Source organism: uncultured Maribacter sp. (assembly GCF_963974015.1).
GTDB lineage: Bacteria > Bacteroidota > Bacteroidia > Flavobacteriales > Flavobacteriaceae > Maribacter.
Genome location: NZ_CAXBBZ010000011.1, coordinates 89,499 through 102,256, shown reverse-complemented (window position 1 = coordinate 102,256; position 12,758 = coordinate 89,499). Strand labels below are relative to the sequence as shown.

Below are 12,758 nucleotides of genomic sequence, written 5' to 3'. Positions count from 1 at the left end.
ATTTTAAGTAGATGGCTATAGTAGTAAATATGCCCCGTTTAAGCGATACCATGGAAGAAGGTACGGTTGCTAAATGGTTAAAAAGCGTTGGAGATAAAGTTGAAGAAGGTGATATGTTGGCTGAAATCGAAACTGATAAGGCGACGATGGAATTCGAATCATTTAATGAAGGAACCTTATTATATATAGGCGTACAAGAAGGTGATGCTGCTCCGGTGGATACACTGTTGGCTATAATAGGTAAAGAGGGTGAAGATATTTCGGGTTTAATCGGTGGTAAAAGTGCAACTGCTTCAGAAAATAAATCTTCACTAGTTGAGGATGTTGCTGAAGAGTCTTTGGAAGAAGTTGAAAACGGAGCTGAAATTCCTGAGGGGGTTGAAATTATTAAAATGCCGCGTTTAAGTGATACCATGGAAGAAGGTACGGTGGCAAGTTGGTTGAAGAAGGTTGGCGATGATGTAGAAGAAGGAGATATTTTAGCTGAGATTGAGACAGATAAGGCTACGATGGAGTTTGAGTCTTTTTATTCTGGGAAGTTATTATATATTGGTATTCAAGAAGGTGAATCTTCTCCTGTAGATGCGGTTTTGGCAGTTATTGGTCCTGATGGAACTGATGTTGATGCTGTTTTAAGTAATAAATCTGGAGGTGGTAAAAAATCATCTACATCAGAAAGCAAAAGAGTTGAAATAAAATCTGAAAATTCTTCTGATAAGAAAGAGGTTTCAAAAACGGTAACTGAAGGTGAAAGAATTTTTGCATCACCTTTAGCTAAGAAAATTGCAGAAGACAAGGGAATCGATTTAGCAAAAGTTTCTGGTTCAGGCGATAATGGTAGAATTACCAAGAAAGATATTGAAAATTATACGCCTAGTACAACGGCTGTACCAGTTGTAAGTTCGGCAGTTAAGGCTGAGTCAGGCGTAGTTTCTCAATCAATATCAATGGCTTTGCCAATAGGTGAAGAAGGTACTAAAGAAGTTAAGAATTCTAACATGCGTAAGGCAATAGCTAAAGCGCTTGGTAATTCTAAATTTAATGCACCGCATTTTTATCTAACCATTGAGGTAGATATGGATAATGCGAAAGAATCTCGTGCTCAAATAAATAGTTTGCCTGATACTAAGGTGTCTTTTAATGATATGGTGTTAAAAGCATGTGCAATGGCGCTTAGGAAGCATCCTCAAGTAAATACTTCGTGGAATGGAGATACAACTAAGTATCATCAGCATATTCATATGGGTGTTGCTGTTGCGGTTGATGAAGGTTTAGTGGTTCCAGTTGTAAAGCACTGTGATTTATTGGGCTTGACACAGATTGGTAGTGCTGTTAAAGATTTAGCTGGGAAAGCTCGAAACAAAAAAATATCACCTTCAGAAATGGAAGGTAGTACTTTTACCGTTTCAAACTTAGGTATGTTCGGTATATTAGAATTTACATCTATAATAAATCAGCCAAATTCAGCAATACTTTCAGTAGGAGCTATAGTAGAAAAACCTGTAGTTAAGAATGGTGAAATTGTAATTGGTAATACTATGAAGTTGACTTTAGCTTGTGACCATAGAACTGTTGATGGTGCCGTAGGAGCTCAATTTTTACAGACACTTCGTTATTTTGTTGAAAACCCAGTGACTATGTTAGCATAGAAATATGATTTTAAATAGAATTAAAAAAGCATCCTTTGAAGAGGATGCTTTTTTTTATCTTTAGATTTTAAAAGGCGCATCATTATGAAACATATTATTACATGCTTATTTGGTTTTTTGTTGGTTGGTTGTAGCGGAGCAAAAGTAGAACAGTCAACCGTTTTGAATCCTACTAATGAAATAGAAGGAATTAAAAGAGATGTTTTGCAAAATACATCCAATGGCGATGATGTTAAATCATCTAATTTAGCTCCCAAGCTTAAAGCATATAGTACGCCTGAAAATATCGAGGATATTATGGTTTACCTAACTTCTGATGAATTACAAGGTAGAGATACCGGTAGTGAAGGTATCTCCAAAGCTGCGGACTTTATACAAAATGTATTTGAGAAGAATAATATTCAACCTTATTTTTCTTCTTATCGTGATACATTGTCAAACTATTCTGATGGCACAGCTTTTAACGTAGTGGGGTATTTGCCAGGAACGGATGCAAAGCTTAAAAATGAGTTCGTAATAATAGGCGCACATTATGATCATATTGGTTTAATGAGCGGACAAGTTGTTGATAGTATAGCCAATGGAGCTAACGATAATGCATCAGGGACAACTACAGTTCTAGAGTTTGCTAAATATTTTGGTGAACTAGAAGAGAATAAACGAAGTATTATTTTTGCTCTTTTCTCTGCTGAAGAAAAAGGATTACTTGGATCTAAACATTTAGCCGATAAATTAAAAGAGAAGAATATAGATTTGTATGCTATGCTTAATTTTGAAATGGTTGGCGTTCCAATGGTTGGTAAAGACCATAGTTTGTATTTAACCGGTTATGAATTATCGAATTTGGCAGAGGTTAGCAATAGGTATGCACGCAAAAATCTTGTAGGATTTTTGCCGAAGGCAAAGGAATTTAATTTATTCAGACGGTCTGACAATGCTTCGTTTCACGATGTTTTTAGTGTTCCTTCTCAAACGTATAGCACGTTTGATTTTACTAATTTTGGAGAATATCATAAAGTGGGAGATGAGGCCTCTTTAATGAATTATATACATATGGCGACAATAGTAAATGAAACCATACCAATGATAACAGGAATTGTAAATTCACCAATTAAAGAATTAAGGTATAATTAATGGAATACATTATTGTTACGGGCACAAGTAGGGGAATTGGTTTTGAGCTAAGCAAATTGTTGGCAAATGCAGGATATAAGGTCTTGGCATTATCTAGGAATGAAAAACCGATTAAAGATCTTAAGCATAAGAATATTCAAGCATTTTCTTTCGATGTATCATCAGTTTTTGATCGTGAAAAACTAGCAAGCTATTTAAAAGATAACGGAAAAGTAAGGGCATTAATAAATAATGCTGGGAAATTGTTGAACAAGCCATTTTTAGAAACTACTGAAGAAGAGTTTAAATCTGTTTATGAGGTCAATGTATTTGGTGTTGCTGCGATAACAAAATTGGTAATTCCATTTATGTCAAATACAGGCCATGTAGTAACAATTAGTTCTATGGGCGGTATTCAAGGTAGCGCTAAATTTCCCGGCTTATCAGCATATAGTTCAAGTAAAGGAGCTGTGCTTACGCTTACAGAATTGCTGGCAGAAGAATTTAAAGAGACCGGACCATCGTTCAATGCCTTGGCTTTGGGCGCGGTACAGACTGAAATGCTGGAAGAGGCTTTTCCGGGATATAAAGCACCAGTGTCAGCAATAGAAATGGCTGAATACGTAATGGATTTCGCTTTGAAGGGTCAAAAATTATATAACGGTAAAATTTTACAAGTCAGTAGTAGTACACCTTAGAATGCAGCAAACTTTAGCGAAATATCTTCCTGAAACAGCAGTTATACCTTGTTTTGAACTCATTAGAGTTAGTCAAGTTCATTTGAAAATAGTTAATGAGCGCGTAACACGGCATGGAGATTATAGAAGAAGAAAAGATGGTAATCATCAAATTACGGTAAACGCATCACTCAATAAATATAGATTTTTAATTACGCTAATTCACGAAATTGCACATTTAGTAGCATTTGAAAAGTATGGGCGGAATATTAAGCCACACGGATTAGAGTGGAAAAGAACATTCCAATATTTAATGCTACCTTTTATTAGGCCAGAGGTTTTTCCTTCTCAACTACTTCCATTATTGGCAAGACATTTCAAAAATCCAAAGGCAAGTAGTAGTACCGATGCGCACTTATCTATTGCTTTAAAACAATACGACGAACAACAATCAGAAAAATCTTACGTTTACGAATTACCGATAGGTAGTGTTTTCCGTATTTATAATGGTAAACTTTTTAAAAAAGGTAACAAGCGAACGAAGCGCTATGAGTGCGCAGAAATATCAACTGGCAAGATGTTTTTGTTTCAACCAAACGCTGAAGTAGAATTAATAAAAAGCTGACATGAATAAAAATTATTATGCCGTTTTAATGGCTGGTGGAGTAGGATCTAGATTTTGGCCAATAAGTACAAGTGAAAATCCAAAGCAGTTTCATGATATGTTGGGTACGGGTAGCACACTCATACAGAAAACATTTCAAAGATTGAACAAATTTGTACCTGCCGAGAATATTTTAATTCTTACAAATGAACGCTATAATGATTTGGTCTTAGAGCAATTGCCTATGGTAAAACAAGAGCAAGTAGTTCTTGAGCCTACAATGAGAAACACGGCACCTTGTATATTATATGCTGCAATGAAAATTCAGAAAATGAATGAAGATGCAGTTATGATAGTAGCGCCTAGTGATCACTGGATCGAAGATGAAGAAGCTTTCGCCAAAGATGTTATCGCTTGTTTTAAAAAATGTGAAACTGAAGATGTACTATGCACCTTAGGTATTAAGCCTTCTTTTCCAAATACAGGTTTTGGGTACATAGAATATAATAAAGCAGATACTGCACCAATTAAAAAAGTAAATCAGTTCAGAGAAAAGCCTGATTATGAAACTGCAAAAGATTTTCTTGCACAAGGTAATTTTCTTTGGAATGCAGGTATTTTTATGTGGAGTGCAAAAACAATTATAAATGCTTTTCAGCAATATCAGCCAAAGCAGTACAAATTATTTAGAGAGGGGCTAGTTTGCTTCAATACTGAAGACGAGAGAAAATTTATTTCAGAGAACTACCCAAAAGCTGAAAATATTTCTATTGATTATGCTATTTTAGAAAATTCAAGCTCGATCTTCGTGTTAGAAGCTAGTTTTGATTGGAACGATTTGGGTACCTGGGGTTCTTTGTATGACAAGCTTGACAAAGAAGAAAATAATAATGCCATAGTAAATGCTAGAGTCTTAACTCAAGATGCAAGTGGTAATATGATTAGATCAAAGGCGGGTAAAGTAGTTGTAGTAGATGGTTTAAATGACTATATTATAGTAGATAAAGATGAGGTGCTATTAATTTATCCTAAAGCAAAAGAACAAGATATTAAACAAGTTCTTAATAAGGTGAAAGATACCTTTGGAAATGAATTTGCATAAGTAATTTATGGAGAATAATTTGAATCAAGATAATATCACCCCAACTAGTAATGAAGGGAATGGTAGTGAGGAGGTAAAAAAAGACTTTCAAGGCCTTTTAGGTAGTATAAAAAAGTTTCTTTCTGAGTTGTTGGATATTCGTACCAATACAGATCAACAGGCTACAAAAGAAGCGATTATAGCCGATATACCTTTTAAGGGGCATACATCTTGGATTTTAATTTGTTCTATTTTTATTGCCTCTATCGGTTTGAATGCGAATTCAACTGCGGTAGTAATAGGTGCTATGTTAATTTCCCCTTTAATGGGTCCTATTTTAGGTGTAGGTATGTCTGTGGCAATTAATGACATAGATACCTTAAAAAGGTCTTTGAAGAATTTTACGGTCATGGTAATTCTTAGTGTAATTACAGCCTATCTATTTTTTAATTTTTTCCCTTTACGTGATGAATCTTCTGAGCTTTTGGCCAGAACTGAGCCAGATATTAGGGATGTGTTAATTGCATTTTTTGGTGGATTGGCATTGGTTATTGCTCGCGCTAAAAAAGGGACTATCGCAAGTGTTATTTTTGGTGTTGCGATTGCTACTGCTTTAATGCCGCCATTGTGTACCGTAGGTTTTGGTTTGGCAATAGGAAATTGGTCATATGCTACCGGTGCTTTATATCTTTTTACGATTAATACAATATTTATTGCATTAGCAACATTTCTTGTTATTAAGTTGTTGCGTTTTCCAATGGTGCGTTACGTCAATTCTCAAAGGAGAAGATTAATTGCTAGGTTAGCTTCGTTGTTGGCTATTTTAGTAATGATACCTGCGGGATTTACTTTCTACAACGTATTTCAAAAATCACTATTTACTAGAGACGCAAATAATTTTATAGTTGAAAAAATAGCACCTTACCAATTTTCGGGTGAAGGTAAATTTTTAAAAGATTTTAGTGATATAGAGTTTAATAATGGCCAAAATCCAAAAGTTGAATTATTTTTTATGGGTAATGAGGCGATACCTGATAATGTAATTGCAACATGGAAAAATCAAATGTCAGATTATAAACAATTGAAGAATTGTGAATTAACAATTGTTCAGGGTTCAAGAAGCGATGAGGCGAATGAGCTAAAGTATGTGAATGAACTTTATGAATCACAAAAAACTATTCTAACGAGTAAGGATGAAAAGATTCAACTTTTAGAGAGTGAACTAACTCGTTTAAATCAGATTTCTTCAAATCAAATTCCATTTAAGGAAATTAGTCTTGAAGCTAAAACGAATTACGAAAATTTAGAACGACTAGGATATGCATATTTAATATCTACCGATTTTACTAAAACTGATAGCATTCCATTATTTGAAGTGACCTGGAAAAAGGAAGCTAATAGAGCTGAGACTGTAAAAGATATGAATAAACTACAGGATTGGTTGCGATTGAGACTGAATAATAAAAATATTCAAATAAAGGAAATGCCCAAAGATTAATTTTGTTCTTGTATATACATCTGTCGTACTTTTTTAAAGAGGTCGGATGAGTATACGAAATTGGTAACCGCTTCATTATCTGTTTTAAAAATTTCATTTTTTGTTCCTTCCCATTCTAGGAGTCCATCTTTTAGGAAAATAATTTTTTCCCCAATTTGCATTACAGAGTTCATATCATGCGTATTTATGACGGTTGTAATGTTATATTCTTCGGTAATTTCTTTGATGAGGTCATCTATTAAAATTGCCGTTTTTGGGTCAAGACCAGAATTTGGTTCATCGCAAAAAAGATATTTAGGATTCATTACAATTGCACGGGCAATAGCAACTCTTTTCTGCATACCACCAGAAATTTCAGAAGGAAATTTGTGATGTGCATCAATTAGGTTTACTCTTTTAAGTACAGCATCGACGCGATCTTTCATTTCTGATTTAGATTGCTTGGTAAACATTTCTAATGGGAACATTACATTGCCCTCTACGGTCATACTATCAAAAAGAGCACTGCCTTGAAAAACCATACCCATTTCTTGTCGTAAATCTCGTTTTTCATCATCAGAAAGTTCAGCATATTTTTTCCCGTCGTAGACAATGTTGCCCTGTTCCGGTACAAACAAACCTAATAAGCATTTAAGAAATACAGTTTTACCCGAGCCACTTTGACCAATGATTAAATTGGTTTTTCCTTTTTCAAAGGTGGTGGATATACCTTTAAGTATATGAGCGTCACCAAATGATTTGTGTATGTCTTGAACGTCTATCATTATCCTAATAAAAGTTGGGTTAAAATATAATTCAATATGATGATTACAACACTAGTCCAAACGAAAGACGTTGTGCTAGCTTTGCCAACTTCTAAGGCCCCACCTTTCATGTAAAATCCATGAAAAGATGGTATCGTAGCAATGACAAAAGCAAATATTAATGTCTTTACAAAAGCATAAGCGATATGAAACGGCACAAAGTCGGTCTGCAGTCCGGTAATAAAATCGGTACTAGTCAAGAATCCACCGAATACACCGGCCATCCATCCTCCAAAAATTCCAACATACATAGAAATAGCAATTGCAAAGGGATAAAAAAGCATGGCTATAATCTTTGGGAAGACCAAGTAATTTAATGAATTGACACCCATTACCTCTAACGCATCTATTTGCTCGGTAACCCGCATCGTTCCAATACTAGATGTAATGTAAGAGCCTACTTTTCCTGCCATAATAATAGATACGAAGGTAGGTGCGAACTCTAAAATTACTGATTGTCTCGTGGCAAAACCAATAAGATTTCGCGGAATTAAAGGGTTCGTTAAGTTAAGTGCGGTTTGTATAGCAACAACGGCACCAATAAAGAAAGAAATGAAAATGATAATACCTAGAGAGCTGAAAATCAATTCGTCTATTTCTTTATAAATAAGGGATTTCATTATTCTCCATTTGGTTGGTTTTTTAAAAACCTCACGGATCATAATTGCATAGCTTCCTACAGATGCTAAATAGTTCATTGATTAAAAATAGAATTCTTACCGTAAAAATAACAATAAAGGACTTGATTTAACCTCGGTTTAATCTTTAAAGGTGTAAATTATTTACTTTTACACTTCAAATGGATAAGTATGAAAATGAGATTTTATTTTATTATTACGTTGTTTTTTTGGATACTTCTATTTACTGCTGATTTATCCGCTCAAAATAGGGCAAAAGACAATAATAGTGATGAGCTGTTAAAGCTTAAGCCGAAATTAGTAGTAGGTATTGTGGTAGATCAAATGCGTTACGATTATTTGACACGTTTTTATGACCATTTTAGTAAAAATGGTTTTAAAAGATTGGTCGAGCAAGGTTTTAACTGTAAGAACAATCATTTCAATTATGCACCTACAAGTACTGGCCCTGGCCATACATCTGTTTATACGGGAGCAACCCCTTCTGTACATGGAATTATTGGTAATAATTGGTATGATAAGGAATTAGATGCCGATGTGTATTGCGCGTCAGATGTTTCATATACATCTGTGGGTACAACTTCTAACGCAGGGCAAATGTCTCCTCATAGAATGATAGTAACAACAATCACAGATGAATTAAGATTAAATAATCAAATGCGAGGTAAAACAATAGCCATTGCCTTGAAAGATAGAGGTGCTGTTTTACCTGGTGGGCATACCGCCAATGCTGCGTATTGGTTTCACGGAGCAAATGAGGGTAAATGGATAACTAGTTCATATTATATGGAACAACTTCCAAAATGGGTGATGAATTTTAATTCTTCCGGTAAAGCTCAATCTTATAAAAAGGCATGGAATACATTGAAAGATATTAAGGAATACAAGGAGAGTGGAACAGATGACAATGCATATGAAGGCTTGTTTGAAGGAGAAGCAACACCTACTTTTCCGCATAGTACAACCGCACTTTTAAATAAAACTCAAGATTTTGATATTATAAAAGGAACGCCTTTCGGAAATTCTCTAACTGCTGATTTTGCAATAGAGGCCTTGCTACAAGAAGGCTTGGGTAAGGATGAAATAACCGATTTCCTAGCGATAAGTTTTTCTAGTACCGATTATGTAGGTCACATGTATGGGGTTAACTCTAAAGAAATTCAGGATACCTATTTGAGATTGGATGAAGATTTGGCAAGATTATTTAAAGCACTGGATAAGAATGTTGGTGAAGGTGAATACACATTGTTCTTGACAGCAGATCACGCAGCGATTGAAGTTCCTACTTATTTAAAAGATCAAAAAATACCTGCCGGTTACATAGATAATGCATCAAATAAAAAAAGGCTTGCGGAATTTTTGAAATACACTTATGGTACACAGGATATTGTAAGAAACTATTCTAACAATCAAATATTTTTAGATCATAAAATAGTAAAGAATCTAGATCTTAATTTAGCCGATGTTGAAGTGGAAATCGCTCAAGAATTTTTAGGGTATGATGGTATAGATAGGGTATATACAGCAAATCAAATGTGGAACAATGAATACACCACTGGTATCCCTTACATTTTACAGAATGGGTACAATCAGAAAAGATCAGGCGATGTTTTAGTAGTTTTAAAACCAGGATTTATTTCATATGGCACTACCGGTTCAACACATGGTTCACCTCAGATTTATGACACTCATGCCCCATTATTATTTTATGGAAAGGGTATAAAGCCTGGGTCAACCGTTAACCGAACCGAAATACCAGATATTGCCCCTACATTATCTGCCCTTTTGGGAATTTCTTTCCCAAGTGGCACTAATGGTAAACCTATAACGGCGGTATTGGAGTAATATGGATGGTAGGCCAATAGGTATTTTTGATTCTGGTATTGGAGGAACATCCATTTGGGGTGAACTTCAAGAACTTTTAGCCAATGAAGATTTTATTTATTTGGCCGATAGCAGGAATGCTCCATATGGTGAGAAATCTGAAGAACGAATTTTAGAGCTCAGTATTAAGAATACAGAATTTTTATTGGGTCTTAAATGTAAACTCATTGTAGTTGCCTGTAATACGGCAACAACTAATGCGATTGATTACCTGCGTGAGAATTATAAAGTACCTTTTATAGGTATTGAACCAGCACTAAAACCTGCTGCAATAAACTCAAAGTCAAAAATAGTAGGAGTACTTGCTACAAAAGGAACCTTGTCAAGTAGTTTGTTTCACAGTTCCACAAAGAATCATGCAGCGGGTATTACCGTATTAGAACAACGCGGTACTGGTTTAGTTGAGTTGATTGAACAAGGAAATTTGGAAAGTGATGAATTATATACGCTTTTAGAGGGCTATATTTTACCCATGCTTGAAAAGGGGATGGATTATTTGGTGCTGGGTTGTACACATTACCCTTATTTGATTCCGATTTTAAAAAAAATGCTCCCAGCAAATGTTACAATAATTGATTCTGGTCAAGCGGTTGCTCGACAAACCAAATCGGTTTTAGAAAAATTTGATTTATTGTCCAATTCTTCTAAATGTGGAGTACATCAATTTTTTACAAATAAAAACCCAAAGGTCTTATCTAATATATTGCCTTCAAATAAATTAAACGTAACCGTTTCTTTTAAAGATTTTTAAGGGAATTATCCTTTCTTTCGAAAGTGATGTAGGTGAATGAAAATTTGTGTCGTTCATCTGCTGGGTGAAATTCTTGTTTTGTCATCATCCAACAATCTTCATCAATTTCAGGAAAGAAAGTGTCGGCATTATCAAAGTTTGCGTGTACTCGGGTAAGTTCTATTTTGTCTGATTGTTTTTCAGCCAGTTTATAAATTTCCCCGCCACCGATTATGAATGCAATTTCATTTTTCATTAGAGCGAGTGCTTCTTCTAATGAATGAACGACAATAACATCTTCAAAGCTAACGGAGTAATCCTTGTCTCTGGTTATTATTATATGGGTTCTATTGGGTAGGGGCTTTGGAAAACTTTCATAGGTTTTTCTTCCCATTATTATTTTATGGCCAGTAGTCAGTTGTTTAAAACGTTTAAAATCATCTGGTAGGTGCCATAGAAGTTCATTGTCTTTTCCAAGGGCATTATTTTCTGCCGCAGCGGCAATCATTATAAGCGTTCTCAAAACAGTTTTTTTTTAGTTTCCGATTCAATTATAGTGGGTAATTCGATTTCTTTCTTCATTTCATTTATTCGTTGCTTTTGCTTTTGCACTAATTTTTCACGCTGAGAACGTTCCCAATCTTTACCCATAAATTTATTGGTGATGAAAACATTAAAAATGTGAAGAACAAAAAGAAAAGCCCAGAAGGTAATAGCCCAAATGAACCAATTATATTCCTGACCGTATTTTAAAATTTTATTAATAAGCACCAAGAAAACGCTACCGACTAAAAAAACCACGAAATGTGTATAAAGTCGTTTTTTTTGCTGAATCCTTTTTTGAGCATTTTCTAAAAGTTCATGTTGCTCTAAATCTAATTTGGAGGTATTTTTATTTTTGGAAAACATAGCTCTTCCTATCTTTGATTCAAAGATACAGGAAATGTGTTTTACTCAATATACTATGGAAAAATTTAGAAAGGAATTTCCCGTTTTAAGAAAAGGTGTTTATGCAAATACGGCAGTTTACGGTCTGTTGTATGAATCGTTATTGGATTGGAGACAAGAACACGATCTTGACTTTCTAGTTCACGGTAGCGATATGCGAGTTAAAACATTAAAATTGTTGTCTGATACAAGAACAGCTATAGGTGCTTTTTTTAACTGCAAACGTGAGAATGTAGCATTGGTAAATAATTTTTCTACGGGGCTAAATGTCTTGTTGGAAGGTTTACATCCGAAGAAAAAAATACTTCTTATAGAAAATGATTATCCTTCTCTTAATTGGGGTTTTGAGAACCGTGGTTTTGATATTCATTATCTTAGAATGGTATCTGATTTAGAAGACCGCATTCAAGAAACAATTGAGAAGGAACATATAGATGTTCTAGCTCTAAGTCTAGTGCAATGGTTAGATGGTTTTTCTATTGAATTAGAGTTCTTAAAGCGATTAAAAGGTAAGTTTCCAAATATATTGATTATTGCAGATGGCACTCAGTTTTGTGGTAGTATGCAGTTTGATTTTGATAACTCAGGTATCGATGTGGTAGGAGCAAGTGCGTATAAATGGTTGTTGGCTGGTTATGGTAACGGATTTATGCTTTTTTCTGACCGTGTTAAAGAGGAGATTTCTATTAAGAATATAGGGTTTAATGCTGCAAATGGAGATTTAGATAAGAAGAATTCAATACGGTTTGCTAAATTATTTGAACCAGGTCATTTGTCTTCCTTAAACTTTGGAAGTTTGAAATTTTCACTGGATTATTTCACGAAAATCGGGATGGACAAAATAACCGGCCAAAACCGAAAATTATCAGAAAAGGCAAAAAGTGAATTTCAGGCATTAGGACTTTTAGATGAGAAATTTATAGAAAGAAAATCGCATAGCACAATCTTTAATATTAGAGCAGATGATTCAATCTTTCAACATCTATTGGCTAATGATGTCTATTGTGCGCAAAGAGGGCAAGGTGTACGTTTAAGTTTCCATTTTTACAATACCGAAAGTGAAATCGATTCTATTATAAAAATCTTAAAAACAAGTAGATAGCTATTCGTAAAAAACATTTTTAGTAGGGTTT

The 12,758-nt window shown here is 34.6% G+C and carries 13 protein-coding genes; 9 read left to right on the top strand and 4 right to left on the bottom strand.

Annotated features, from left to right (window positions below):
- Positions 1-11 precede the first annotated feature (11 nt).
- From AACZ41_RS13735 to AACZ41_RS13710, 6 genes are all read left to right on the top strand, one after another.
- Positions 12-1,649: a 2-oxo acid dehydrogenase subunit E2 gene (locus AACZ41_RS13735; RefSeq protein WP_339629097.1), complete on the top strand. Its 1,638-nt coding sequence runs from the start codon at positions 12-14 to the stop codon at positions 1,647-1,649.
- Positions 1,650-1,733: 84 nt separating this feature from the next.
- The gene (locus tag AACZ41_RS13730) at positions 1,734-2,783 is read left to right on the top strand and encodes a M28 family peptidase (RefSeq protein ID WP_339629096.1); all 1,050 of its coding nucleotides are present in this window, start codon (positions 1,734-1,736) and stop codon (positions 2,781-2,783) included.
- The gene (locus AACZ41_RS13725; RefSeq protein WP_339629095.1) at positions 2,783-3,460 is read left to right on the top strand and encodes an SDR family oxidoreductase; all 678 of its coding nucleotides are present in this window, start codon (positions 2,783-2,785) and stop codon (positions 3,458-3,460) included. Before AACZ41_RS13730 ends, AACZ41_RS13725 begins: the two co-directional genes overlap by 1 nt.
- 1 nt (position 3,461) lies before the next feature.
- Positions 3,462-4,064, top strand: coding sequence for a SprT-like domain-containing protein (locus AACZ41_RS13720; protein WP_339629094.1), 603 nt, complete (start codon positions 3,462-3,464; stop codon positions 4,062-4,064).
- 1 nt (position 4,065) lies between these two features.
- Positions 4,066-5,145, top strand: a complete 1,080-nt coding sequence (locus tag AACZ41_RS13715; protein WP_339629093.1) for a mannose-1-phosphate guanylyltransferase — start codon at positions 4,066-4,068, stop codon at positions 5,143-5,145.
- A gap of 7 nt (positions 5,146-5,152) precedes the next feature.
- Entirely contained in the window at positions 5,153-6,622 is a 1,470-nt protein-coding gene (locus AACZ41_RS13710; RefSeq protein ID WP_339629092.1) for a DUF389 domain-containing protein, read from the top strand.
- On the opposite strand, the gene AACZ41_RS13705 is transcribed toward AACZ41_RS13710, so the two are convergent.
- Positions 6,619-7,386, bottom strand: coding sequence for an ATP-binding cassette domain-containing protein (locus AACZ41_RS13705; protein WP_091626796.1), 768 nt, complete (start codon positions 7,384-7,386; stop codon positions 6,619-6,621). The two genes, AACZ41_RS13710 and AACZ41_RS13705, sit on opposite strands and share 4 nt — an antisense overlap.
- Positions 7,386-8,123, bottom strand: coding sequence for an ABC transporter permease (locus AACZ41_RS13700; protein WP_091626794.1), 738 nt, complete (start codon positions 8,121-8,123; stop codon positions 7,386-7,388). Before AACZ41_RS13700 ends, AACZ41_RS13705 begins: the two co-directional genes overlap by 1 nt.
- Before the next feature lie 117 nt (positions 8,124-8,240).
- On the opposite strand from AACZ41_RS13700, the gene pafA reads away from it, so the two are divergent.
- Entirely contained in the window at positions 8,241-9,908 is a 1,668-nt protein-coding gene (gene pafA, locus AACZ41_RS13695; RefSeq protein ID WP_339629100.1) for an alkaline phosphatase PafA, read from the top strand.
- A 1-nt stretch (position 9,909) separates the two neighbouring features.
- Positions 9,910-10,698, top strand: a complete 789-nt coding sequence (murI, locus tag AACZ41_RS13690; RefSeq protein ID WP_339629091.1) for a glutamate racemase — start codon at positions 9,910-9,912, stop codon at positions 10,696-10,698.
- On the opposite strand, the gene AACZ41_RS13685 is transcribed toward murI, so the two are convergent.
- Together AACZ41_RS13685 and AACZ41_RS13680 are read right to left on the bottom strand one after the other, a co-directional pair.
- Positions 10,685-11,200 (bottom strand): dihydrofolate reductase, encoded by a 516-nt coding sequence (locus tag AACZ41_RS13685; RefSeq protein ID WP_339629090.1) that lies wholly within the window; start codon positions 11,198-11,200, stop codon positions 10,685-10,687. The genes murI and AACZ41_RS13685 overlap by 14 nt on opposite strands.
- Positions 11,197-11,586 carry a 2TM domain-containing protein gene (locus tag AACZ41_RS13680; RefSeq protein WP_339629089.1) on the bottom strand — a complete coding sequence of 130 codons (390 nt, stop codon included), beginning with the start codon at positions 11,584-11,586 and terminating at the stop codon, positions 11,197-11,199. Before AACZ41_RS13680 ends, AACZ41_RS13685 begins: the two co-directional genes overlap by 4 nt.
- Before the next feature lie 55 nt (positions 11,587-11,641).
- Between AACZ41_RS13680 and AACZ41_RS13675 the strand changes: the two genes are divergently transcribed.
- Complete coding sequence (locus AACZ41_RS13675) at positions 11,642-12,727, top strand: aminotransferase class V-fold PLP-dependent enzyme (RefSeq protein ID WP_339629088.1); 1,086 nt, start codon at positions 11,642-11,644, stop codon at positions 12,725-12,727.
- The last annotated feature ends 31 nt before the right edge of the window (positions 12,728-12,758 follow it).